The sequence below is a fragment of the Enterobacter cloacae complex sp. 382A5 genome, from assembly GCF_050031095.1.
Classification (GTDB): Bacteria; Pseudomonadota; Gammaproteobacteria; order Enterobacterales; family Enterobacteriaceae; genus Enterobacter; species Enterobacter cloacae.
The window spans coordinates 274,495-298,677 of the sequence record NZ_JBLGVK010000001.1; the positions used below are offsets into that span (position 1 = coordinate 274,495).

Annotated in this window: 19 protein-coding genes and 1 rRNA gene; 14 read left to right on the forward strand and 6 right to left on the reverse strand. The window is 55.4% G+C overall.

What is annotated here, in order from left to right:
- Positions 1-20 precede the first annotated feature (20 nt).
- The 5 genes from rrf to aceK all read left to right on the forward strand — a co-directional run bounded on the left by rrf (position 21) and on the right by aceK (position 6,252).
- A 5S ribosomal RNA gene (rrf, locus tag ACQG2G_RS01295) occupies positions 21-136 on the forward strand.
- A 175-nt stretch (positions 137-311) separates the two neighbouring features.
- A complete protein-coding gene (gene metA / locus ACQG2G_RS01300) occupies positions 312-1,241 on the forward strand; it encodes a homoserine O-acetyltransferase MetA (protein WP_061771804.1) in 930 nt (309 codons plus the stop codon).
- Between the two features lie 270 nt (positions 1,242-1,511).
- Positions 1,512-3,113: a malate synthase A gene (gene aceB, locus ACQG2G_RS01305; RefSeq protein WP_061771805.1), complete on the forward strand. Its 1,602-nt coding sequence runs from the start codon at positions 1,512-1,514 to the stop codon at positions 3,111-3,113.
- A gap of 32 nt (positions 3,114-3,145) precedes the next feature.
- The gene (gene aceA / locus ACQG2G_RS01310) at positions 3,146-4,450 is read left to right on the forward strand and encodes an isocitrate lyase (protein ID WP_020686610.1); all 1,305 of its coding nucleotides are present in this window, start codon (positions 3,146-3,148) and stop codon (positions 4,448-4,450) included.
- A gap of 50 nt (positions 4,451-4,500) precedes the next feature.
- Positions 4,501-6,252, forward strand: a complete 1,752-nt coding sequence (gene aceK / locus ACQG2G_RS01315; protein WP_248079160.1) for a bifunctional isocitrate dehydrogenase kinase/phosphatase — start codon at positions 4,501-4,503, stop codon at positions 6,250-6,252.
- A 22-nt stretch (positions 6,253-6,274) separates the two neighbouring features.
- On the opposite strand, the gene iclR is transcribed toward aceK, so the two are convergent.
- The gene (iclR, locus tag ACQG2G_RS01320; protein ID WP_013095025.1) at positions 6,275-7,102 is read right to left on the reverse strand and encodes a glyoxylate bypass operon transcriptional repressor IclR; all 828 of its coding nucleotides are present in this window, start codon (positions 7,100-7,102) and stop codon (positions 6,275-6,277) included.
- 193 nt (positions 7,103-7,295) lie between these two features.
- Between iclR and metH the strand changes: the two genes are divergently transcribed.
- Entirely contained in the window at positions 7,296-10,979 is a 3,684-nt protein-coding gene (gene metH, locus ACQG2G_RS01325; protein WP_248766732.1) for a methionine synthase, read from the forward strand.
- 116 nt (positions 10,980-11,095) lie between these two features.
- Entirely contained in the window at positions 11,096-12,727 is a 1,632-nt protein-coding gene (locus ACQG2G_RS01330) for a Na/Pi cotransporter family protein (RefSeq protein WP_013095027.1), read from the forward strand.
- Here ACQG2G_RS01330 and ACQG2G_RS01335 read toward each other — a convergent pair.
- Complete coding sequence (locus ACQG2G_RS01335; protein ID WP_013095028.1) at positions 12,724-13,011, reverse strand: addiction module antidote protein; 288 nt, start codon at positions 13,009-13,011, stop codon at positions 12,724-12,726. The two genes, ACQG2G_RS01330 and ACQG2G_RS01335, sit on opposite strands and share 4 nt — an antisense overlap.
- Before the next feature lie 6 nt (positions 13,012-13,017).
- Entirely contained in the window at positions 13,018-13,320 is a 303-nt protein-coding gene (locus ACQG2G_RS01340; RefSeq protein ID WP_061772075.1) for a type II toxin-antitoxin system RelE/ParE family toxin, read from the reverse strand.
- 196 nt (positions 13,321-13,516) lie between these two features.
- Here ACQG2G_RS01340 and rluF point away from each other — a divergent pair, with 196 nt between their 5' ends.
- Positions 13,517-14,386, forward strand: a complete 870-nt coding sequence (gene rluF / locus ACQG2G_RS01345) for a 23S rRNA pseudouridine(2604) synthase RluF (protein WP_023621411.1) — start codon at positions 13,517-13,519, stop codon at positions 14,384-14,386.
- 67 nt (positions 14,387-14,453) lie between these two features.
- Here the strand turns inward: rluF and panS are convergent, their stop codons facing one another.
- Together panS and lysC are read right to left on the reverse strand one after the other, a co-directional pair.
- Complete coding sequence (gene panS, locus ACQG2G_RS01350) at positions 14,454-15,398, reverse strand: ketopantoate/pantoate/pantothenate transporter PanS (protein WP_013095031.1); 945 nt, start codon at positions 15,396-15,398, stop codon at positions 14,454-14,456.
- 92 nt (positions 15,399-15,490) lie between these two features.
- The gene (gene lysC / locus ACQG2G_RS01355) at positions 15,491-16,840 is read right to left on the reverse strand and encodes a lysine-sensitive aspartokinase 3 (protein ID WP_013095032.1); all 1,350 of its coding nucleotides are present in this window, start codon (positions 16,838-16,840) and stop codon (positions 15,491-15,493) included.
- Positions 16,841-17,215: 375 nt separating this feature from the next.
- On the opposite strand from lysC, the gene pgi reads away from it, so the two are divergent.
- The 5 genes from pgi to ACQG2G_RS01380 all read left to right on the forward strand — a co-directional run bounded on the left by pgi (position 17,216) and on the right by ACQG2G_RS01380 (position 23,007).
- A complete protein-coding gene (pgi, locus tag ACQG2G_RS01360; protein ID WP_020686615.1) occupies positions 17,216-18,865 on the forward strand; it encodes a glucose-6-phosphate isomerase in 1,650 nt (549 codons plus the stop codon).
- Between the two features lie 367 nt (positions 18,866-19,232).
- On the forward strand, positions 19,233-19,475 hold the full coding sequence (gene yjbE, locus ACQG2G_RS01365; RefSeq protein WP_013095034.1) for an exopolysaccharide production protein YjbE: 243 nt from the start codon (positions 19,233-19,235) through the stop codon (positions 19,473-19,475).
- A 63-nt stretch (positions 19,476-19,538) separates the two neighbouring features.
- Positions 19,539-20,177, forward strand: a complete 639-nt coding sequence (locus ACQG2G_RS01370) for a YjbF family lipoprotein (RefSeq protein WP_061772076.1) — start codon at positions 19,539-19,541, stop codon at positions 20,175-20,177.
- Positions 20,174-20,911 (forward strand): capsule biosynthesis GfcC D2 domain-containing protein, encoded by a 738-nt coding sequence (locus tag ACQG2G_RS01375; RefSeq protein ID WP_080453050.1) that lies wholly within the window; start codon positions 20,174-20,176, stop codon positions 20,909-20,911. The genes ACQG2G_RS01370 and ACQG2G_RS01375 overlap by 4 nt, the downstream gene beginning before the upstream one ends.
- Complete coding sequence (locus ACQG2G_RS01380; protein ID WP_094085116.1) at positions 20,911-23,007, forward strand: YjbH domain-containing protein; 2,097 nt, start codon at positions 20,911-20,913, stop codon at positions 23,005-23,007. Before ACQG2G_RS01375 ends, ACQG2G_RS01380 begins: the two co-directional genes overlap by 1 nt.
- Before the next feature lie 77 nt (positions 23,008-23,084).
- Here the strand turns inward: ACQG2G_RS01380 and ACQG2G_RS01385 are convergent, their stop codons facing one another.
- Positions 23,085-23,537 (reverse strand): acyltransferase, encoded by a 453-nt coding sequence (locus ACQG2G_RS01385; protein WP_029882649.1) that lies wholly within the window; start codon positions 23,535-23,537, stop codon positions 23,085-23,087.
- A gap of 96 nt (positions 23,538-23,633) precedes the next feature.
- On the opposite strand from ACQG2G_RS01385, the gene psiE reads away from it, so the two are divergent.
- Positions 23,634-24,044, forward strand: coding sequence for a phosphate-starvation-inducible protein PsiE (psiE, locus tag ACQG2G_RS01390; protein ID WP_000202963.1), 411 nt, complete (start codon positions 23,634-23,636; stop codon positions 24,042-24,044).
- Positions 24,045-24,183 lie beyond the last annotated feature (139 nt).

Here is a 24,183-nt window from a genome sequence, read left to right on the forward strand (position 1 = left end):
GGACAGAGCACAGGAATTTGCCTGGCGGCTTTAGCGCGGTGGTCCCACCTGACCCCATGCCGAACTCAGAAGTGAAACGCCGTAGCGCCGATGGTAGTGTGGGGTCTCCCCATGTGAGAGTAGGGAACTGCCAGGCATCAAATAAGAAGAACCCCGTACCGTAAGGTGCGGGGTTTTTTGCTTTTGTTTTCTCCCTCTCCTTGAAACTTTCTCACCTTAAGCTTGCAGACTCGACATTCACACCAATTCTGGGTATCGTTGGCTGTCTGGATGTCTAAACGTTTATACGTATGCTGTGAGGATACAAGGTTATGCCGATTCGGGTGCAGGACGAGCTACCAGCCGTCAATTTCTTACGTGAAGAAAACGTCTTTGTGATGACCACTTCACGCGCGACAGGTCAGGAAATTCGCCCGCTGAAGGTGCTCATCCTTAATCTGATGCCGAAAAAGATCGAAACAGAGAATCAGTTCCTGCGCCTGCTTTCTAACTCTCCGCTTCAGGTGGATATTCAGCTGCTGCGGATCGATGCCCGTGAGTCGCGTAACACGCCTTCTGAGCATCTGAATAACTTCTACTGTAACTTCGACGATATCCGCGAGGAAAACTTCGACGGACTGATTGTCACCGGTGCGCCGCTGGGCCTGGTAGAATTTAATGATGTCGCCTACTGGCCGCAGATCAAACAGGTACTGGAGTGGGCAAAAGATCACGTCACGTCCACGCTGTTTGTCTGTTGGGCAGTACAAGCTGCGCTGAATATCCTCTACGGCATCCCCAAACAAACCCGTACCGAAAAACTCTCCGGCGTATACGAACACCACATTCTTCACCCTCATGCCTTGCTGACACGCGGGTTTGATGATTCGTTCCTGGCCCCGCATTCGCGCTACGCCGATTTCCCGGCGCAGCTGATTCGCGACTACACCGATCTGGAGATCCTGGCCGAAACAGAAGATGGCGATGCTTACCTGTTTGCCAGCAAAGATAAGCGTATTGCCTTTGTAACCGGGCATCCTGAATACGATCCACACACCCTCGCGGCAGAGTATTTCCGTGATGTCGAAGCGGGTCTCAATCCGGATGTGCCGTATAACTACTTCCCGAAAAACGATCCCAAGAACAAACCGCGAGCCACCTGGCGCAGTCACGGGAATTTGCTGTTTACTAACTGGCTCAACTATTACGTCTACCAGATAACGCCATACGATCTGCGTCACATGAATCCGACGCTGGAGTAATCTTCTGCATAAAACGATCCTAAAGCGTTTCAGCTATTCACATCAGGCACCTACGGGTGCCTTTTTTATTTCCGAAATTAAACTCAACATGCAATAAAACTTTAAATTCATAGTAATCAATAAGTTGAAGTTAAATTGAATTTAAAATGGAAATTGTTTTTGATTTTGGAAAAAATAGAGATAGTCTTAATTCTGCTGAGCGAAAACTACACAACGATCTTTCGTTCGCATTGGGGATGTGAATTTGGATCTTTGATGAGGAGCAGAGTGATGACTCAACAGGCAACAACGGTCGATGAACTGGCCTTTACCCAGCCTTATGGCGAGCAAGAACAGCAAATTTTGACGGCTGAGGCGGTTGAATTCCTGACTGAACTGGTAACCCGCTTTACGCCGCAGCGCAATAAGCTGCTGGCTGCACGCATTCATCAACAGCAGGAAATTGATAATGGCAAGCTGCCTGGGTTTATTTCGGAAACCGCTTCCATTAGACGCGGCGACTGGAAAATCCGCGGCATCCCTGAAGATTTGCAGGATCGTCGCGTTGAGATCACTGGTCCGGTAGAGCGCAAAATGGTGATCAACGCCATGAACGCCAACGTCAAAGTCTTTATGGCGGATTTTGAGGACTCCCTGGCCCCGGACTGGCGTAAAGTGATCGACGGGCAGATCAACCTGCGCGATGCCGTTAATGGCACCATCAGTTATACCAACGAAGCCGGTAAAATTTATCAGCTGAAACCCAATCCGGCGGTTCTGATCTGCCGCGTACGCGGCCTGCACCTGCCGGAAAAACACGTCACGTGGCGCGGAGAAGCGATTCCGGGCAGCCTGTTTGATTTCGCCCTCTATTTCTTCCACAACTACAAAAACCTGCTGGCAAAAGGCAGCGGCCCCTATTTCTACCTGCCGAAGACCCAGGCCTGGCAGGAAGCGGCCTGGTGGAGTGAGGTGTTCAGCTACGCGGAAGATCGCTTCAACCTGCCGCGTGGCACCATTAAAGCCACCCTGCTGATTGAAACGCTGCCTGCCGTATTCCAGATGCATGAAATCCTGCACGCTCTGCGCGATCACATTGTGGGTCTGAACTGCGGACGCTGGGACTACATCTTCAGCTATATCAAAACGTTGAAAAACCACCCCGATCGCGTACTGCCGGATCGCCAGGTTGTCACCATGGATAAACCGTTCCTCAGCGCCTACTCGCGCCTGCTGATTAAAACCTGCCACAAGCGCGGTGCCTTTGCCATGGGCGGCATGGCGGCCTTTATTCCGAGCAAAGACGCTGAGCGTAACAATCAGGTGCTCAACAAGGTGAAAGCTGACAAGGAGCTTGAAGCGCGTAACGGTCACGACGGTACGTGGATCGCCCATCCAGGCCTGGCCGATACGGCAATGGAAGTCTTTAACCACGTACTCGGTGACAACAAAAACCAGCTGTTTGTCACCCGTGATGACGATGCCCCAATCGCAGAAGAGCAACTTCTGGCGCCGTGCTCGGGTGAACGCACGGAAGAGGGCATGCGTGCCAATATCCGCGTGGCCGTGCAGTACATCGAAGCGTGGATCTCCGGTAACGGCTGTGTGCCCATCTACGGTCTTATGGAAGACGCGGCGACGGCAGAAATCTCCCGTACCTCTATCTGGCAGTGGATCCACCATCAGAAAACGCTCAGCAACGGCAAGCCGGTGACCAAATCCCTGTTCCGCCAGATGCTGGCCGAAGAGATGCGCGTCATTCAGGACGAGCTGGGCGAACACCGCTTCAGCAGCGGACGTTTTGATGATGCCGCCCGCCTGATGGAGCAAATCACAACCTCAGATGACTTAATCGACTTCCTCACCCTGCCAGGCTACCGCCTGCTTGCGTAAATCCACCACATAACAATATGGAGCATCTGCACATGAAAACCCGTACCCAACAAATCGAAGAACTGAAGAAAGAGTGGACACAGCCGCGCTGGGAAGGTATCCGTCGCCCGTACAGCGCTGAGGAAGTGGTGAAACTGCGTGGCTCGGTCAATCCGGAATGCACGCTGGCGCAAAATGGCGCGGCGAAGATGTGGCATCTGCTGCATGGCGGCTCCAAAAAGGGCTACATCAACAGCCTCGGTGCACTGACCGGCGGTCAGGCGTTGCAGCAGGCGAAGGCCGGTATCGAAGCCATTTATCTTTCCGGCTGGCAGGTCGCGGCGGATGCCAACCTGGCCTCCAGCATGTATCCGGATCAGTCGCTCTATCCGGCAAACTCGGTGCCGTCGGTGGTGGATCGGATCAACAACACCTTCCGCCGTGCGGATCAGATCCAGTGGGCGGCAGGTATTGAGCCAAACGATCCGCGCTTTATTGACTACTTCCTGCCAATCGTCGCGGATGCAGAAGCCGGTTTCGGCGGCGTGCTGAACGCCTTTGAGCTGATGAAATCGATGATTGAGGCCGGTGCAGCGGCCGTACACTTCGAAGATCAGCTGGCCTCGGTGAAGAAATGCGGACACATGGGCGGCAAAGTGCTGGTCCCGACCCAGGAAGCGATTCAGAAGCTGGTCGCTGCGCGTCTTGCCGCTGACGTGCTCGGCGTGCCGACGCTGGTGATTGCCCGTACCGACGCGGACGCGGCTGACCTGATCACCTCTGACTGCGATCCATACGACAGCGAGTTCATTACCGGCGAGCGCACCAGCGAAGGATTCTATCGTACCCATGCTGGCATTGAGCAGGCCATCAGCCGTGGCCTGGCGTATGCACCGTACGCGGATCTGGTCTGGTGCGAAACCTCCACGCCGGACCTGGCGCTGGCAAAACGCTTTGCCGATGCTATCCACGCCAAATACCCGGGCAAACTGCTGGCCTATAACTGCTCGCCGTCCTTCAACTGGCAAAAGAATCTGGACGATAAAACCATCGCCAGCTTCCAGCAGCAGCTGTCAGACATGGGCTACAAGTATCAGTTCATCACCCTGGCGGGGATCCACAGCATGTGGTTCAACATGTTCGACCTGGCGCACGCCTACGCGCAGGGTGAAGGCATGAAGCACTATGTCGAGAAAGTGCAGCAGCCGGAGTTTGCCGCGGGTAAAGAGGGCTATACCTTTGTTTCTCATCAGCAGGAGGTGGGAACCGGTTACTTTGATAATGTGACCACGATTATTCAGGGCGGCGCCTCCTCCGTCACTGCCTTAACGGGGTCAACAGAAGAAGCACAGTTCTAATCTTTTCCCCCTCTCCCCTCTGGGGAGAGGGTTGGGGTGAGGGGGAATCTATGTCGCGTGGTCTGGAATTACTGATTGCACAGACTATTTTGCAGGGCTTCGATGCCCAGTATGGTCGTTTTCTGGAAGTCACCTCCGGCGCGCAGCAGCGCTTTGAGCACGCCGACTGGCATGCGGTCCAGCAGGCCATGAAGCAGCGTATTCACCTCTACGATCATCACGTGGGTCTGGTGGTGGAACAACTGCGCTGCATTACCGACGGTAAAAGCCCTGACGCGGCATTTTTACTGCGCGTTAAGGAGCACTACACCCATTTGTTGCCAGACTACCCGCGCTTCGAGATTGCGGAGAGCTTTTTCAACTCCGTGTATTGCCGGTTATTTGACCACCGCTCATTATCTCCTGAGCGGTTATTTATTTTTAGCTCCCAGCCGGAGCGCCGTTTTCGCACCATTCCGCGCCCGCTGGCGAAGGATTTTTTCCCCGACCACGGCTGGGAGAAGCTCCTGCACCGCGTGTTAACAGATTTACCGCTGCGTTTGCCGTGGGAGAATAAAGCCCGCGATATTGGCTTTATCATCGCCCATCTCCACGAATCCTTTGGCGAAGAGGCTCTCAGCCACTGCCATTTGCAGGTCGCCAACGAGCTTTTCTACCGCAATAAAGCCGCATGGCTGGTGGGCAAGCTCGTGATGCCCTCCGCCACCGTGCCGTTTCTGCTGCCCATACACCGTACCGATGACGGCGAACTGTTTGTCGATACCTGCCTGACCACCAGCGCCGAGGCCAGCATTGTGTTTGGCTTCGCCCGCTCCTATTTTATGGTCTACGCTCCGCTGCCTGCCGCCCTGGTGGAATGGCTGCGCGAGATCCTGCCGGGCAAAACCACCGCCGAGCTGTATATGGCGATTGGCTGTCAAAAGCATGCCAAAACGGAAAGCTACCGGGAGTATTTGCGTTATGTCACCACCGCCGATGAGCAATTTATCGAAGCGCCCGGCATTCGCGGCATGGTGATGCTGGTCTTTACGCTGCCGGGATTTGACCGGGTGTTTAAGGTCATCAAAGATACATTCGCGCCGCAGAAAGAGATGACCGCAGCGCATGTTCGTGCCTGCTATCAGCTGGTGAAAGAACACGATCGCGTCGGACGTATGGCGGATACGCAGGAGTTTGAAAATTTTGTGCTGGATAAGCGGCAGATCGATCCGGCTTTAATGGCCCTGTTACTGCAGGAAGCACCGGCAAAAATCACCGATTTGGGCGACAAAATAGCGATTAGCCATCTGTATATCGAGCGCCGTATGGTGCCGCTGAATATCTGGCTGGAACAGGCCGACGGTCAGGCCTTAAAAGATGCCATTGAAGAGTACGGCAACGCGATTCGTCAGCTTGCCGCCGCCAATATCTTCCCTGGCGACATGCTGTTTAAAAACTTCGGCGTGACCCGACACGGGCGGGTAGTGTTCTATGATTACGATGAAATTTGCTACATGACCGAGGTTAATTTCCGCGATATCCCGCCGCCCCGTTACCCGGAAGATGAACTCTCCGGCGAGCCGTGGTACAGCGTCTCACCGGGCGATGTCTTTCCCGAGGAGTTTCGCCACTGGCTGTGCGCCGACCCGCGTATTGGGCCATTGTTTGAAGAGATGCATGCCGATCTGTTTCGTGCCAGCTACTGGCGCGGGCTGCAAACGCGGATCAAAAACGGGCATGTGGAAGATGTGTACGCCTACCGTCGTAAGCAGCGGTTTTGCATCCGGTTTTCTCCCTCTCCCTATGGGAGAGGGCCGGGGTGAGGGCAACAGACCGCACTCAATCCTAGCGAATCCCACCATACGCCAGGGTGACCTCTTTCGCCGCCTTAATCACCAGCGCACCCAGCTCGGTGACGCGATCGTCGGTCATACGGGAAATCGGCCCCGAGATGGAGATAGCGGCAAACGGTTCGCGATGCTCGTCAAAGATACAGGCCGCAATGCAGCGCAGGCCCAGGGCGTGCTCCTCGTCGTCAAACGAATAGCCGCGCTTACGGGTCAACGCCAGATCTTCTTTCAGATGTACCGGTGAAACCAGCGTGGCGTGGGTATAGGCGTGCAGCCCTTTACGGTGCAGCAGCCCCGTCACCTGTTCCTCGCTCAGCTGCGACAAAAAGGCTTTCCCCGCGCCGGACGCGTGCATAGGCAGCTTACCGCCAATGGGGGCTGACATACGCATCAGCTGGGTACACTGTACCTGGTCAATGATGATCGCCTGATGGTCGCTCTGATCGAGCACGGCCAGATTCACGGTCTCGCCCGACTCTTCCATTAATTTGCGCAGGATAGGATGCACAATCGCCAGCAGGTTGCGGCTTTGCAGGAAGCTGCTGCCGACGATGAACGCATGGGCGCCGACTGCCCAGTGCCCCAGCTCGCCAACCTGACGCACAAAGCCAAGCTGTTGCATGGTGGTCAGCAACCGGTGCGTAGTGGAGTTCGGCAAACCAGCCTGCTGGGCCAGCTCCGTCAGGGCCACGCTGCTGTGCGACTCGGCTATCCATTCCAGCAGCTTCAAACCGCGTGTAAGCGATTGAACCTGTCCACCCTGTTGTGCGGCGGGGGTGGCAGCAGGTTTTCTGCCGCGTTTCGCGGGAACGGTCGTGACCATGACGATCTCCTTTTTCTGTATCGTGGAAATCATTTTCGTTTTATTTGGTGATTTTGCAACCGTTATCCTGACTGATCGGATGAGTGATAATGAACATGTCTCATGTTACCGCCGTGTGACTTTTCCACCCTGCAAGATTGTGCCAGTATGGACCGCAGCCTTTTGGCCTGGTTGAGCGTTGTCGGGAGCAAGTGTGAGCAGCAAAGTAGAGCAACTGCGTGCGCAGTTAAATGAACGAATTCTGGTGCTGGACGGCGGCATGGGCACCATGATCCAGAGCTATCGCCTCAGTGAAGACGATTTCCGTGGCGAACGTTTTGCGGACTGGCCATGCGATCTCAAAGGTAACAATGACCTGCTGGTATTAAGCAAACCGCAGGTGATTGCGGATATCCACAACGCCTACTTCGAAGCGGGTGCGGATATCGTTGAAACCAACACCTTCAACTCGACAACCATCGCCATGGCGGATTACCAGATGGAATCCCTGTCGGCGGAGATAAACTATGAGGCGGCGAAGCTGGCCCGCGCCTGTGCCGATGCGTGGACGGCGCGCACGCCGGATAAACCGCGCTACGTTGCCGGGGTGCTGGGCCCAACCAACCGCACCGCCTCTATTTCACCGGACGTAAACGACCCGGCGTTTCGTAACATCACCTTTGACCAGCTGGTGGCAGCCTACCGTGAATCAACCAAAGCGCTGGTGGAAGGCGGTTCCGACCTGATCCTGATTGAAACGGTTTTCGATACCCTCAATGCCAAAGCCGCGATTTACGCGGTGAAAGAGGAGTTCGAGGCGCTGGGCGTCGAGCTGCCAATCATGATTTCCGGCACCATCACCGATGCCTCTGGCCGTACTTTGTCCGGGCAGACCACCGAAGCGTTTTATAACTCCTTGCGCCATGCGGAAGCGCTCTCCTTCGGCCTGAACTGCGCGCTGGGTCCGGATGAGCTGCGCCAGTATGTGCAGGAACTGTCACGTATTGCGGAATGCTACGTCACCGCACACCCGAACGCCGGTCTGCCAAACGCCTTTGGCGAATATGATCTGGATGCGGACACCATGGCGGCGCAGATCCGCGAATGGGCCGAATCCGGTTTCCTGAATATCGTTGGCGGCTGCTGCGGCACCACACCAGAGCACATCGCCGCCATGAGCAATGCCGTGGCCGGTCTGCCGCCGCGTAAACTGCACGAGCTGCCGGTTGCCTGCCGTCTCTCCGGCCTTGAGCCGTTGACTATCGGCGATGACAGCCTGTTTGTGAACGTTGGGGAACGTACCAACGTCACCGGTTCCGCTAAATTCAAACGCCTGATCAAAGAAGAGAAGTACAGTGAAGCGCTGGACGTTGCCCGCCAGCAGGTAGAAAGCGGCGCGCAGATCATCGACATCAACATGGATGAGGGGATGCTCGACGCCGAGGCGGCGATGGTACGTTTCCTCAACCTGATCGCCGGCGAGCCGGATATCGCTCGCGTGCCGATCATGATTGACTCCTCCAAATGGGAAGTAATCGAAAAAGGGCTGAAGTGCATTCAGGGCAAAGGTATCGTCAACTCCATCTCAATGAAAGAAGGGGTCGATATCTTTATTCACCACGCGAAGATGGTGCGCCGCTACGGCGCGGCCGTGGTGGTGATGGCCTTTGATGAAGTGGGCCAGGCGGACACCCGCGAGCGCAAAATTGAGATTTGCCGCCGCGCGTACAAGATCCTGACCGAAGAGGTAGGCTTCCCGCCGGAAGACATCATCTTTGACCCGAACATCTTCGCCGTCGCCACCGGGATTGAAGAGCACAATAACTACGCCCAGGACTTTATCGGCGCGTGTGAAGACATCAAACGTGAGCTGCCGCATGCGCTGATCTCCGGCGGTGTCTCGAACGTGTCGTTCTCGTTCCGCGGCAACGACCCGGTACGTGAAGCGATCCACGCCGTATTCCTCTACTACGCCATCCGCAACGGGATGGATATGGGGATCGTCAACGCCGGACAGCTGGCGATTTATGACGATCTGCCCGCAGAACTGCGCGACGCGGTGGAAGATGTGATCCTCAACCGCCGTGACGACGCCACCGAACGGCTGCTCGATCTGGCAGAAAAATACCGCGGTAGCAAATCGGACGACGCTGCCAACGTCCAGCAGGCCGAGTGGCGTAGCTGGGATGTCAAGAAGCGGCTGGAATATTCGCTGGTAAAAGGCATCACCGAATTTATCGAGCAGGATACCGAAGAGGCGCGCCAGCAGGCCGCCCGGCCCATCGAGGTTATCGAAGGGCCGCTGATGGACGGTATGAACGTGGTGGGCGATCTGTTCGGCGAGGGCAAAATGTTCCTGCCGCAGGTGGTCAAGTCCGCGCGCGTAATGAAGCAGGCCGTGGCGTATCTGGAGCCGTTCATCGAAGCCAGCAAAGAGCAGGGCTCCAGCAACGGTAAAATGGTTATCGCCACCGTGAAGGGCGACGTGCATGACATCGGAAAGAACATTGTCGGTGTGGTGCTGCAGTGCAATAACTACGAGATTATTGACCTTGGCGTAATGGTGCCGGCGGATAAAATCCTCAGGACCGCGCGCGAAGTCAATGCTGACCTGATTGGCCTTTCCGGGCTGATTACCCCGTCGCTCGACGAGATGGTTAACGTGGCGAAAGAGATGGAGCGTCAGGGCTTCACCATTCCGCTGCTGATTGGCGGGGCGACCACCTCAAAAGCGCATACTGCGGTGAAGATTGAGCAGAACTACAGCGGCCCGACGGTCTATGTACAGAACGCCTCTCGCACCGTGGGCGTGGTCTCAGCGCTGCTCTCTGACACCCAGCGCGATGACTTTGTGGCCCGGACCCGCAAAGAGTACGAAACCGTCCGCATTCAGCATGCCCGCAAGAAACCGCACACCCCACCGGTGACGCTTCAGGCGGCGCGCGATAACGATCTGGCGTTTGACTGGGCGAGCTATACGCCGCCGGTTGCCCATCGCCTGGGCGTGCAGGAGGTGACCGCCAGCATCGAAACGCTGCGCAACTACATCGACTGGACACCATTCTTTATGACCTGGTCGCTGGCGGGCAAATATCCGCGCATCCTGGAAGATGAGGTTGTCGGCGAAGAGGCGAAGCGCCTGTTTAAAGACGCTAACGACATGCTCGACAAACTCAGCGCCGAGAAAGCCCTTAACCCGCGCGGCGTGGTGGGGCTGTTCCCGGCTAACCGCGTGGGCGACGACATCGAAATTTATCGCGATGAGACGCGCACCCACGTGCTGACCGTAAGCCATCACCTGCGCCAGCAAACCGAAAAGGTCGGGTTTGCCAACTACTGTCTGGCCGATTTTGTTGCGCCGAAGCTGAGTGGTAAAGCCGACTACATCGGTGCCTTCGCCGTGACCGGCGGTCTGGAAGAGGACGCCCTGGCGGATGCCTTTGAAGCGCAGCACGATGATTACAACAAAATCATGGTCAAAGCGATTGCCGATCGTCTGGCGGAAGCGTTCGCAGAGTATCTGCATGAGCGCGTACGCAAGGTTTACTGGGGCTACGCGGCGAATGAAAATCTCAGCAACGAGGAGCTGATCCGCGAAAACTACCAGGGGATCCGCCCGGCCCCCGGCTACCCGGCCTGTCCGGAACATACCGAAAAGGGCACCATCTGGCAGCTGCTGGACGTTGAGGCCCATACCGGAATGAAACTGACCGAATCTTTCGCGATGTGGCCTGGGGCATCGGTATCCGGCTGGTACTTCAGTCATCCGGACAGCAAATACTTTGCCGTGGCGCAGCTGCAGCGCGATCAGATTGAAGATTATGCACTGCGTAAAGGCATGAGCGTCTCTGAAGTGGAGCGTTGGTTAGCGCCGAATCTCGGCTACGACGCCGACTGACCGTCACTTTTCCTTACAACTAACAGGGCGCTCATTGAGCGCCCTGTCTCTTTCTTACGTTTAAACCCTTATACTGACCTAAGGAAAATGAATAACGATAAGGAGGATAACCTTCCGTGCTGACCCTGTTACATCTTCTCTCGGCAGTCGCACTGCTGGTCTGGGGCACCCATATTGTCCGTACCGGCGTGATGCGCGTGTTTGGCGCACGTTTACGTACCGTTCTCAGCAGCAGCGTGGAGAAGAAACCGCTCGCCTTCTGCGCGGGCATTGGCGTAACGGCGCTGGTTCAGAGCAGTAATGCGACCACATTGCTCGTGACATCGTTTGTCGCTCAGGATCTGGTGGCGCTGGCCCCTGCACTGGTTATTGTGCTGGGCGCTGACGTGGGTACCGCGCTGATGGCACGTATCCTGACTTTCGATCTCTCCTGGCTGTCGCCGCTGCTGATATTTATCGGGGTCATCTTTTTCCTTGGACGTAAGCAGACGCGCGCTGGTCAGCTTGGACGCGTGGGGATTGGCCTCGGGCTGATTCTGCTGGCGCTGGAGCTGATTGTGCAGGCGGTCACGCCCATTACCGAAGCCAACGGCGTGCAGGTTATCTTCGCCTCGTTAACCGGCGATATTATGCTGGATGCGCTCATCGGCGCGGTGTTTGCCATCGTCAGTTACTCCAGCCTGGCGGCGGTGCTGCTGACGGCCACGCTCACCGCCGCAGGGGCGATCTCCTTCCCGGTCGCACTGTGTCTGGTGATCGGGGCTAACCTCGGCTCGGGCCTGCTGGCGATGCTCAATAACAGCGCTGCCAATGCTGCCGCCCGCCGCGTGGCGCTCGGCAGTCTGCTGTTTAAGCTGGTGGGCAGCCTGATTATTCTGCCGTTTGTGCACCCACTGGCGAACCTGATGGACAACCTCTCTCTGCCGAAGGCCGAGCTGGTGATCTACTTCCACGTCTTCTACAACCTGGTGCGTTGCCTGGCGATGGTGCCGTTTGCTGAACCAATGGCGCGCTTCTGCGAACGGCTTATACGCGATGAACCGGAGCTGGATGCGCGCCTGAAACCGAAGCATCTGGATACCTCCGCGCTGGATACTCCTGCACTGGCGCTGGCCAATGCCGCCCGCGAGACGCTGCGCATGGGTGATGCCATGGAAACCATGCTCGAAGGCCTGCAAAAGGTGATGCACGGCGAGCCGCGGGAAGAGAAAGAGCTGCGCCGGCTGGCAGATGATATCAACGTGCTTTATACCGCTATCAAGCTCTATCTGGCGCGCATCCCGCAGGATGAACTGGCGGAAGAGGAGTCCCGCCGCTGGGCGGAAATCATTGAGATGTCGCTTAACCTTGAGCAGGCTTCGGATATTGTGGAGCGGATGGGCAGTGAAATTGCTGACAAATCTTTGGCTGCCCGCCGTGCGTTCTCCGTCGAAGGGCTGAAGGAGCTGGAAGCCCTGCACGAACAACTTCTTAGCAACCTGAAGCTGGCGATGCTGGTCTTCTTCTCAAGCGATGTGCCGAGCGCACGCCGTCTGCGCCGCAACAAGCATCGCTTCCGTATCCTCAACCGCCGCTACTCGCACGCCCACGTTGAACGTCTGCACCAGCAGAACGTGCAGAGTATCGAAACCAGCTCCCTGCACCTGGGGCTGCTGGGGGATATGAAACGCCTTAACTCATTGTTCTGTGCGGTGGCGTACAGCGTGATGGAACAGCCGGATGAAGATGACGAGCGGGATGAGTATTAATCCCCGGCGGGTTTGATTGTGAGCCCAAGACCCAATGCTTTCATGACCGCCAGCGTGGTTTTAAGCGTTGGGTTCCCCTTATCACTAAATGATCGGTACAGTTGCTCCCGTGACAGGCCAGTTTGCTGTGAAATGGTCGACATCCCTTTCGCTCGCGCGATGACGCCCAAAGCTTTAGCAATATACGCTGAGTCACCAGTTTCTAATGCATCAGCCATAAACACGGCTATTTCCTCATCATCCACCAACGCGATGGCTGGATCGTAGGGTGTTAATTTATGCATGCTCATTCACTCCTGCCCTTGGGATACATTGCTCAGCAATTTTGCCATAAGTATGTCTCTGGCCTGGCTGCTTTTGTCACCACCACACAACAGCACGATGATGCAATTGCCCTGGTCTTTAAAATAGATTCTGTAGCCCGGACCAAAGTGGATCCTCAGCTCGCATATACCTTCCCCCACGGGTTTTATGTCGCCCGCTAAGCCATTTGCCAACCGAAAGAGGCGGGACGCGATAATGGTCCTTGCTCGCCGATCTTTTAAATTTTGCTCCCAGCGTCGGAAGGATTCTGTCTGAACGATCTCCTTCATATTACTCCCTGTGATTTATAAACTACAAATAAATGTATGTGGGGAGTAAAGCTAAAAGGAGTTAGCTCAAGGATAAATGGCCTGACGCTAAATCCTGAAAGTGTCTCGCAAACTAAAAACCCGTCTCAGTTACCGTCGGCTAATCTTTTTTTCCTGCCCAGACCTAAGGTATATTTCGCCCTTCACAGGAGAAACTATGCTGCCAACTCAATCAACCCGATTAAACAAATACATTAGCGAGAGCGGGATCTGCTCACGTCGCGAGGCGGACCGTTACATCGAACAAGGTAATGTGTTCCTCAACGGCAAACGCGCCACTATTGGTGACCAGGTGATGCCTGGCGACGTGGTCAAAGTGAATGGTCAGCTCATCGAACCGCGTGATGCAGAAGACCTGGTGTTTATCGCGTTGAATAAACCGGTTGGGATTGTCAGCACCACAGAAGATGGCGAGCGGGACAACATCGTTGATTTCGTTAACCACAGCAGCCGTATCTTCCCGATTGGCCGTCTGGATAAAGATTCGCAGGGGCTGATTTTCCTCACTAACCACGGCGATCTGGTGAATAAGATTCTGCGTGCCGGTAATGACCACGAGAAAGAGTATATCGTGACGGTGAATAAACCGGTCACCGACGAATTTATTCGCGGCATGGGCGCCGGTGTACCCATCCTCGGTACCGTCACGAAAAAGTGTAAGGTGAAGAAAGAAGCGCCGTTCGCGTTCCGCATTACCCTGGTGCAGGGCCTGAATCGTCAGATCCGCCGTATGTGCGAATACTTCGGTTATGAAGTGACGAAGCTGGAACGCACGCGCATCATGAACGTCAGCCTGTCCGGTATCCCGCTGGGCGAGTGGCGCGATTTAACCGATGATGAACTGATCGAGCTGTTTAAGCTTATCGAGAACTCCTCGTCTGAAGCAAAGCCGAAGGCCAAAGCCAAACCGAAAACTCAGGCGATTAAACGCCCGGTCGTGAAAGCACCGCAGTCGGAAGAGAAAGGGCGAGGCAAGCCCGCAGGTAAACGCTTTACTCAACCGGGACGTAAAAAGAAGGGGCGTTAAGCCCCTTTTTTCCCCGGCTTGCGCGTGCGGAGAGTGTAGGTCGGGTTAGCGTAGCGCCACCCGACTGTTAAAGACGATATTCATCTGTTTTCTGTGGTTTTTCTTCTATCGGTTTGCCGGACCAGTATCCCGCCAGCAGCGAACCGGACAGGTTATGCCAGACCGAGAAGAGCGCACCAGGCAGAGCCGCCAGCGGCGAGAAGTAAATTTTCCCGAGTGCCGCTGCCAGACCGGAGTTCTGCATCCCTACTTCAATTGCCAGCGTCCGGCAGGTTGATTCATCGAAGCCAAACAGTTTCCCGCCCCAGTATCCGCCCAGCAGGCCAATGGTGTTATGCAACACTATCGCGATAATCACGACAAAGCCCACGGATGCAATGTGCGACGCAGAACCGGCCACCACGGCGCTGATGATGGCCAGAATACAGACCATCGAAAACGCAGGCAGATAGGGCTCAACGGCTTTTACCACGCGCGGGAACAGGTGGTGAATGACCAGGCCCAACGCGATCGGAATCACCACGATTTGCAAAATGCTCAGCAGCATTCCCATCACGTCCACCTGAATATGGGCGTCAACGTACAGGCGTGTTAGCAGCGGCGTGGCAATCACACCCACCAGCGTGGATACCGAAGAGATGGTCACGGAGAGCGCCACATCGCCTTTTGCCAGATAGATCATGACATTGGAGGCGGTTCCGCTGGCCACGCTGCCCACCAGCACCATCCCGGCGGAGAGGTCGGGTGGCATCTTAAAGGCCATTGCCAGCAGCCAGGCCGCAAGGGGCATCACCAGGTAGTGCAGGAAAATCCCTGCAGCAACCGGAGCCGGGCGCGAGAGCACGCGTTTAAAGTCGTCGATTTTTAGATGCACACCCATGCCGAACATAATCAGCATCAGCAACGTGGTCACCCACGGACCAATGCCCGTGAACGTAGTGGGGGTGTAATACGCGAGTATGGAGAGCAGCAGCGCCCATAACGGGAACAGCCGGGTGATGGCGGATAACATAGATATTCCTTGCAGTATTGTCGTGTTGTTTAGTTATAAAAAAGCCGGGTCTGTGCCCGGCTTATAGATATTGTTTATCGTGCTAACGAATTTTATTCAAACAAATTCTGATGAAGTTTCTGCACCACCTGTTCTGCCTGTTCAGCAGGCACCAGGAAGCAGAGGTTGTAGCTGGAGGCACCGTAGCAAATCATGCGGATATTGAACGGGTCGAGCACACCGAAGACCTCTTTGCCCACGCCACAGGCGCGCGACAGCTTATTACCGATGATGGCCACCAGCGCCAGGTTTTCTTCTACTTCCACGCGGCACAGTTCTGACAGCTCAATCAGCAGTGACTGCGTCAGCAGGGTGTCACCCGTTGAGGTTGAACCGGTGGTGTCCAGCGTCAGTGCGATACTCACTTCGGAGGTGGTGATCAGATCCACGGAGATGTTATGACGCGCCAGGATGCCAAACACTTCCGCCAGGAAGCCGCGCGAGTGCAGCATATTATGGCTGTGCAGCGTAACCAGCGTTTGCTTACGGCGCAGGGCCAGCGCGCGGAACAGCGGTGGATTTTCGGTTTTCTTGCACACCAGCGTACCGCCCGCTTTCGGATCTTTACTTGAACCGACGAAGACCGGGATATCACTACGCACGGCAGGCAGCAGCGTTGCCGGGTGCAGCACTTTCGCACCGAAGGTCGCCATTTCCGCCGCTTCTTCAAACGCAATCACATCAATACGTTTTGCCGCAGAGACGACGCGTGGATCGGTGGTGTAAATCCCCGGGACGTCAGTCCAGATATCCACACGGGTCGCATGCAGCGCTTCACCCAGCAGCGCCGCGGTGTAATCACTGCCGCCACGGCCAAGCGTGGTGGTGCGTCCTTTGGCTTCGCTGCCGATAAAGCCCTGGGTGATCACGATACCCTCATCCAGGCGTGGAACCAGTTGCTGATTGGTCAGCTCGGCCAGCGCTTCCACGTCCGGCTCGGCGCGGCCAAAGCGATCGCTGGTGCGCATGATTTTACGCACGTCGAACCACTGTGCCTGAACGTTACGTTCACGCATGATTTCAACAAACAGCAGGGTGGACATGAGCTCACCGTGGCTGACCAGCTCATCGGTCAGGGCGGTGGAGGTGGCCAGAGAAGCCGCTTCTGCCAGCGTGGTGATATTTTCCAGCAGACGCTCCACTTCTTCGCGGATCACGTTCGGGTTCTGCAGACGTTCAAGGATGTCGAACTGAATTTTGCGCAGTGCGTCCAGCTTAACGAAGCGCTCGGTGGCCTCCAGCCCTTCAGACAGAGAAACCAGCAGGTTCGTCACGCCAGCAGAGGCAGAAAGCACTACCAGGCGGGTATTCGGATCGGCCAGCACCACATCGGCGCTGCGGTTCATGGCATCGTAATCTGCCACACTGGTGCCGCCAAACTTGGCGACCACAAAACTCGTCATAACAACCTCGTGTCAGGGAATGAATAAAGCGACCATGGCACAAGAATGAAACGAAAACAGGTGCAGGCGCAAAATACGGCCCTATAAATAAAATGCGGGGGAGGTCCTGTCAATGCCGGGATTATGCGGATTTTTCATGGGGGGGTACCCCTGAGAAACAGGACTTATAACAGGGCCATATTTTATGCTTCGTTTTCCCCGGTTTTGACCGACATTTCGCCGCCACGGGTGGGCGCGTCAGCAGCTATACTTTTCGGGTCTTTTCACCTGCGTTTGATGCAGGCCAGGGCAATGGCATAAAAACCATCACAATTTTTATTTGCAGGCGCTACAATCGACCGCAGTCACAATTCTCAAATCAGAAGAGTATTGCTAATGAAAAACATCAACCCAACGCAGACCGCTGCCTGGCAGGCACTACAAAAACATTTTGATGAAATGAAAGACGTCACCATCGCGGAGCTGTTCGCGAAAGATGCCGATCGTTTCAACAAATTCTCCGCGACCTTCGATGATCTGATGCTGGTGGATTTCTCCAAAAACCGCATCACCGAAGAGACGCTGGCGAAACTGCAGGATCTGGCGAAAGAGACGGAACTGGCAGACGCCATCAAATCCATGTTCTCCGGTGAGAAGATCAACCGTACCGAAGACCGTGCCGTGCTGCACGTGGCTCTGCGTAACCGTAGCAATACGCCAATCATCGTTGACGGCAAAGATGTGATGCCAGAAGTGAACGCGGTGCTGGAAAAGATGAAAGCCTTCTCTGAAGCAATCATCTCCGGAAGCTGGAAAGGCTACACCGGCAAAGCCATCACCGACGTGGTGAACATCGGTATCGGCGGTTCTGACCTCGGCCCGTTCATGGTCACCGAAGCGCTGCGTCCATACAAAAATCATCTCAACATGCACTTTGTCTCCAACGTCGATGGTACTCACATCGCCGAAGTGCTGAAGAACGTGAACCCGGAAACTACACTGTTCCTGGTGGCCTCTAAAACCTTCACCACCCAGGAAACCATGACCAACGCCCACAGCGCACGCGACTGGTTCCTGAAAACCGCAGGTGACAACAAGCACGTGGCGAAACACTTCGCAGCGCTGTCCACCAACGGTAAAGCGGTTGGCGAGTTCGGTATCGACACCGCGAACATGTTCGAGTTCTGGGACTGGGTTGGTGGCCGCTACTCTCTGTGGTCTGCGATCGGTCTGTCCATCATTCTCTCCGTGGGCTTCGACAACTTTGTTGAGCTGCTCTCCGGCGCGCACGCGATGGACAAACACTTCTCCACCACCGCACCTGAGAAAAACCTGCCGGTGCTGCTGGCGCTGATCGGTATCTGGTACAACAACTTCTTCGGCGCAGAGACCGAAGCGATCCTGCCGTACGACCAGTACATGCACCGCTTCGCGGCCTACTTCCAGCAGGGCAATATGGAATCCAACGGTAAATACGTTGACCGTAACGGCAACGCGGTGGATTACCAGACTGGCCCAATCATCTGGGGTGAGCCAGGCACCAACGGTCAGCACGCGTTCTACCAGCTGATTCACCAGGGGACCAAAATGGTACCGTGCGATTTCATCGCCCCGGCTATCACTCATAATCCACTGTCTGATCATCATCCTAAACTGCTGTCTAACTTCTTTGCTCAGACCGAAGCGCTGGCGTTTGGTAAATCCCGCGAGGTGGTAGAGCAGGAATACCGTGACCAGGGTAAAGATCCGGCCACCCTGGAACACGTTGTGCCGTTCAAAGTGTTCGAAGGCAACCGTCCAACCAACTCCATCCTGCTGCGTGAAATCACGCCGTTCAGCCTGGGTGCGCTGATTGCCCTGTATGAGCATAAGATCTTCACGCAGGGCGCAATCCTGAACATCTTCACCTTCGATCAGTGGGGCGTTGAGCTGGGTAAACAGCTGGCGAACCGTATTCTGCCTGAACTGGGCGATGACAAAGCGATCAGCAGCCACGACAGCTCGACAAATGGTTTGATTAACCGTTATAAAGCATGGCGCGCGTAATTAAATCGTCATAAAAACGTGCCGGCGATATGCCGGCATTTTTTTATCAGACAATTCCTGATGTCTGTTATTTAACTCAAATTCCCGTTATGAGTTTTATCCGAAAATACCTTTTAACCCGTTAATGAGTGCGGTTTATTTTAGGATTATACGGAGAGTTCTTTTTGTCTTGTGTAATTATATCTTTTTGATTTTTAACATATAATTTATTAGTTAATTATTCTTATACTTCACATTTATCCAATAGTCCGAAAACCCTTCCTCTATTTATCCGTACGGCAAACCCTCTGCTTTAGTTGTGTATACTCGAATCCGCCTGAATTTCTTTTCGGGCAAATCTCCATTCATTCATTGAAGGGAAATTGTTATGAAGAAAGTACTGTATGGCATTTTTGCCATATCTGCACTTGCGGCGACATCTGTCTATGCAGCTCCGGTCCAGGTCGGGGAAGCAGCAGGGTCGGCAGCGACGTCTGCGTCTGCGGGGAGTTCTACCGCGGCCAGCACCAGCACCGTAAGTTCAGCCGTGGGTGTCGCGCTGGCGGCAACCGGTGGCGGTGATGGCTCCAATACCGGAACCACGACCACTACGACGACCAGCACCCAGTAATTCCGGGTGTTTTAATCATAACCACACTTCGGTGTGGTTATTTCGCCCCTTCGGAGAAGAGTCGTGAAGCGACCTGCAATCATCCTGATTTGCCTGCTGTTGCAGGCGTGCTCGGCCACCACCAAAGGGCTGGGCAACTCACTGTGGGACAGCATATTCGGTACGCCGGGTGTGCATTTGACCGATGATGAACTTCAGAACATGCCGTATGCCAGCCAGTACATGCAGCTCAACGATGGTCCGCAACTGTTTGTGGTGCTCGCTTTCGATGAAAACGGGCAGCAGAAATGGGTGACGCAGGATCAGGCCACCATCGTGACGCAACATAGCCGTATTGTGAAAACCCTGCTCGGTGGCGATAACCTTCTTGAGGTCAACAACCTTGCGGCCGATCCGCTCAGCAAACCGAACCAGATCACCGACGGGGCAAGCTGGACACGGACAATGGGCTGGACGGAACACAAGCAGGTGCGTTACGCCACCGCCCGCTCTACCTTCCGCTGGGACGGTACGGACAGCGTCAGGGTAGGCAGCGACGAAACCCGGGTTCGCGTACTGGATGAAGAGGTCACGACCGATCGGGCAAGATGGCATAACCGTTTCTGGGTGGATGATGAAGGGCAGATCCGCCAGTCCCTGCAATATTTGGGTGCCGGATTCTTCCCGGTTAAAACCACGCTGATCAAGGCCGCGAAATCATGAAAACACTTATTCGCGTTGCGCTGATCGCAAGCTTTGCCACACCGCTCGCCTGGTCTGCCGGGACGGTGAAGGTCTACACACCGGACAACGCGCAGCCCAAAACGTTGACGAACGCCGGGCATCTGATTGATCTCGTCGGCCAGCCAAGACTGGCAAACAGCTGGTGGCCAGGGGCGGTGATCGGTGAGCGGCAGGCAACGGTTGAGGCGGAACAAAAACATAAGGCGCTGCTCGCCAGGTTAACCGGGTTAGCAGAGCAGGAAGACGGTGACGATGCGGCAGCCATTAACAGCCTTCGCCAGCAGCTTCTGGCGCTGAAGGTCACCGGAAGACAAAAGGTCAATCTCGATCCGGATGAAGTCCGCGTGACGGAAAAAGGCAATCCGGCACTCGAGGGCGACTACACGCTCTGGCTCCCCGCGCAGCCTACCACCATCACTGTGATGGGGCTTATCAGCAGTCCGGGGAAAAAGCCTTTTACCCCCGGCCGCGACGTGGCGAGCTATCTCGACGAGCAGAGCCTGTTGAGTGGTGCGGATAACAGCTACGCCTGGGTGATTTACCCTGACGGGAACACGCAAAAGGCGCCGGTTGCCTGGTGGAACAAGCGGCATATCGAACCTATGCCAGGCAGCATAATTTTTGTCGGTTTTGCCGACCACTTCTGGACGAAGGCGTATGACGGGCTGAATGCCGATATCCTTCATTCCCTGACACAGCGGATACCGGAATAATGAAAAAGACCTATCTCTACAGCATGCTGGCACTGTGTGTGAGTGCCGCCTGTCATGCAGAAACGTATCCGGCACCCATTGGCCCGTCTCAGTCAGACTTCGGTGGCGTCGGTTTACTGCAAACCCCTACCGCGCGTATGGCGCGAGAAGGGGAAATTAGCCTTAACTATCGTGATAACGACCAGTACCGCTACTATTCTGCATCCGTACAGCTGTTCCCATGGCTCGAAACCACGCTGCGCTACACCGACGTACGGACGAAACAGTACAGCAGCGTGGACGCGTTCTCCGGCGATCAAACCTACAAAGATAAAGCCTTCGACGTAAAACTGCGTCTGTGGGAAGAGAGCTACTGGATGCCGCAGGTTTCCGTGGGGGCGAAAGATATCGGCGGTACCGGCCTGTTCGACGCGGAGTACATTGTCGCCAGTAAGGCCTGGGGGCCGTTTGACTTCTCACTGGGGCTTGGCTGGGGCTATCTCGGTACCAGCGGCAACGTGAAAAACCCATTCTGCACTTACAGCGACAAATTCTGCTATCGCGATAACAGCTATCAGAAAGCGGGTTCCATTAACGGTGACCAGATGTTCCATGGCCCGGCGTCCCTGTTTGGCGGCGTGGAGTATCAGACGCCGTGGCAGCCGCTGCGCCTGAAGCTGGAGTACGAAGGAAACGACTACTCGCAGGACTTCGCCGGGAAAATTGAGCAGAAGAGCAAGTTTAACGTCGGCGCCATTTACCGCGTCACCGATTGGGCCGACGTTAACCTCAGCTACGAGCGCGGCAATACCGTCATGTTCGGCTTTACGCTGCGCACGAACTTTAACGATATGCGACCGCACTATAACGACAACGCGCGGCCTGCATACCAGCCGGAGCCGCAGGATGCCATTCTGCAGCACTCCGTGGTGGCCAACCAGCTGACGCTGCTGAAGTACAACGCCGGTCTGGCGGATCCGAAAATCCAGGTGAAAGGCGATACGCTGTACGTGACCGGTGAGCAGGTGAAATACCGCGACTCGCGGGAAGGGATCGAACGTGCCAACCGGATCATCATGAACGATCTGCCGGAGGGGATCCGCACGATCCGCGTAACGGAGAACCGCCTGAATCTGCCGCAGGTGACGACGGAAACGGACGTGGCCAGCCTGAAGCGCCATCTGGAGGGCGAGCCGCTGGGGCATGAAACCGAGCTGGTACAAAAACGCGTTGAGCCAATCGTGCCGGAGACGACCGAGCAGGGCTGGTATATCGATAAATCGCGCTTCGATTTCCACATCGACCCGGTGTTAAACCAGTCTGTCGGCGGGCCGGAAAACTTCTACATGTACCAGTTGGGCGTGATGGCAACGGCGGATCTGTGGGTGACCGACCACCTGCTGACCACCGGCAGCCTGTTTGGCAACATTGCCAACAACTACGACAAGTTCAACTACACTAACCCGCCGAACGACTCGAAGCTGCCGCGCGTGCGTACCCGCGTGCGTGAGTACGTGCAGAACGATGCTTACGTCAACAACCTGCAGGCCAACTACTTCCAGTACTTCGGCAATGGCTTCTACGGCCAGGTCTACGGCGGTTATCTGGAAACCATGTATGGCGGCGCGGGGGCGGAAGTGCTTTATCGTCCGGTGGACAGCAACTGGGCGTTTGGTATTGATGCTAACTACGTTAAACAGCGTGACTGGCGCAGCGCGCAGGACATGATGAAGTTCACCGACTATAGCGTGAAAACCGGCCACCTGACGGCCTACTGGACACCGTCGTTCGCCCAGGACGTGCTGGTGAAAGCCAGCGTGGGCCAGTACCTGGCGGGCGATAAGGGCGGCACGCTGGATATCTCCAAACACTTCGACAGCGGAGTGGTGGTCGGTGGTTACGCCACCATCACCAACGTCTCGCCGGACGAATACGGGGAAGGGGACTTCACCAAAGGGGTGTATGTGTCGATTCCGCTGGATCTGTTCTCATCCGGTCCAACCCGCAGCCGTGCGGCCATTGGCTGGACGCCGCTGACGCGCGACGGGGGCCAGCAGTTGGGTCGTAAGTTCCAGCTATATGACATGACCAGCGATAAGAACATTAACTTCCGCTGATGCTTCACGCCGGGCGGCACTGCGTTTGCCCGGCCTACGATTTTGTAGGCCCGGTAAGCGCAGCGCCACCGGGCGAATCAAAGACGGCGCAGCAGCTTCGCCGGGTTTCCCGCATAAACGCCTTTCTCGGTGATGGATTTGGTCACCACGCTCCCCGCACCAATCACCACCCCGTCACAGATGGAGACCGCCAGGATGGTCGCCCCGCTGCCTATCGACACATCATTTCCCACAGTAATGCGTCCCCAGCTGTTCCGGTCAGCATTGGGTTTGCCGTCGCGAAACATATCGTTGGCAAACATCACCCCATGGCCAATGAAACAGCGTTCGCCCAGGGTGACGTACTCGCAAATGAAGGTGTGCGACTGAATTTTGCTCTCGTCGCCAATGCGCGTATTGCCCTGAATTTCAACAAACGGGCCGATAAACACACCGTTGCCAAGCACGCAGTCATAGAGATTGCAGGGCTCATACAGGGTGACATTTTCACCACAGGTTACGTTGCGAACCCCGGTAGGTCTGCGCTCCATTCGTTACCTCCGTACATAAAACATAATTAAAAAATATAGATCCATGTCACATTTTTGCGTTATACAGGAACCTCGCCCTGGAGAATGAGGTGCTGTATGACATCCCTGACTCGCCCGCGCGTTGAGTTCATCTCAACTATCCTCCAGACCGTGCTGAACCTCGGTCTGCTGAGCCTTGGCCTGATCCTGGTCGTCTTTTTGGGTAAAGAGACGGTGCATCTGGCGGATGTACTGTTCGCCCCCGAGCAAACCAGCAAATATGCGCTGGTGGAAGGCCTGGTGGTCTACTTTCTCTACTTTGAATTTATCGCCCTGATTGTGAAGTATTTCCAGTCAGGCTTTCACTTCCCGCTGCGCTATTTTGTCTACATTGGGATCACCGCGATAGTGCGGCTGATCATCGTCGATCATAAATCTCCCCTTGATGTACTGATCTACTCGGCGGCGATCCTGCTGCTGGTGATCACGCTCTGGTTGTGTAATTCGAAGCGGCTGAAGCGCGAATAGGCGCTCTGACGCGGAAGAGATGCGGTCAAAATGTGATCTATATAGATTTAATTTAAAACTATATAGTTTTAAATGTGTGGCAGTTCAGGCATACGCGGTACTGAAATTAACTGCCACATACTTAATCTATTCGACAGGT

Bases quoted from the DNA above. Each gene is read 5' to 3' on its own strand.
- aceK (WP_248079160.1), top strand. From the start codon at position 4,501: ATGTCGCGTGGTCTGGAATTACTGATTGCACAGACTATTTTGCAGGGC.
- rluF (WP_023621411.1), top strand. From the start codon at position 13,517: ATGCTGCCAACTCAATCAACCCGATTAAACAAATACATTAGCGAGAGC.
- psiE (WP_000202963.1), top strand. From the start codon at position 23,634: ATGACATCCCTGACTCGCCCGCGCGTTGAGTTCATCTCAACTATCCTC.
- aceB (WP_061771805.1), top strand. From the start codon at position 1,512: ATGACTCAACAGGCAACAACGGTCGATGAACTGGCCTTTACCCAGCCT.
- ACQG2G_RS01340 (WP_061772075.1), bottom strand. From the start codon at position 13,320: ATGAAGGAGATCGTTCAGACAGAATCCTTCCGACGCTGGGAGCAAAAT.
- metA (WP_061771804.1), top strand. From the start codon at position 312: ATGCCGATTCGGGTGCAGGACGAGCTACCAGCCGTCAATTTCTTACGT.
- ACQG2G_RS01375 (WP_080453050.1), top strand. From the start codon at position 20,174: ATGAAAACACTTATTCGCGTTGCGCTGATCGCAAGCTTTGCCACACCG.
- yjbE (WP_013095034.1), top strand. From the start codon at position 19,233: ATGAAGAAAGTACTGTATGGCATTTTTGCCATATCTGCACTTGCGGCG.
- lysC (WP_013095032.1), bottom strand. From the start codon at position 16,840: ATGACGAGTTTTGTGGTCGCCAAGTTTGGCGGCACCAGTGTGGCAGAT.
- aceA (WP_020686610.1), top strand. From the start codon at position 3,146: ATGAAAACCCGTACCCAACAAATCGAAGAACTGAAGAAAGAGTGGACA.
- ACQG2G_RS01380 (WP_094085116.1), top strand. From the start codon at position 20,911: ATGAAAAAGACCTATCTCTACAGCATGCTGGCACTGTGTGTGAGTGCC.
- iclR (WP_013095025.1), bottom strand. From the start codon at position 7,102: ATGGTCACGACCGTTCCCGCGAAACGCGGCAGAAAACCTGCTGCCACC.
- ACQG2G_RS01335 (WP_013095028.1), bottom strand. From the start codon at position 13,011: ATGCATAAATTAACACCCTACGATCCAGCCATCGCGTTGGTGGATGAT.
- pgi (WP_020686615.1), top strand. From the start codon at position 17,216: ATGAAAAACATCAACCCAACGCAGACCGCTGCCTGGCAGGCACTACAA.
- panS (WP_013095031.1), bottom strand. From the start codon at position 15,398: ATGTTATCCGCCATCACCCGGCTGTTCCCGTTATGGGCGCTGCTGCTC.
- ACQG2G_RS01385 (WP_029882649.1), bottom strand. From the start codon at position 23,537: ATGGAGCGCAGACCTACCGGGGTTCGCAACGTAACCTGTGGTGAAAAT.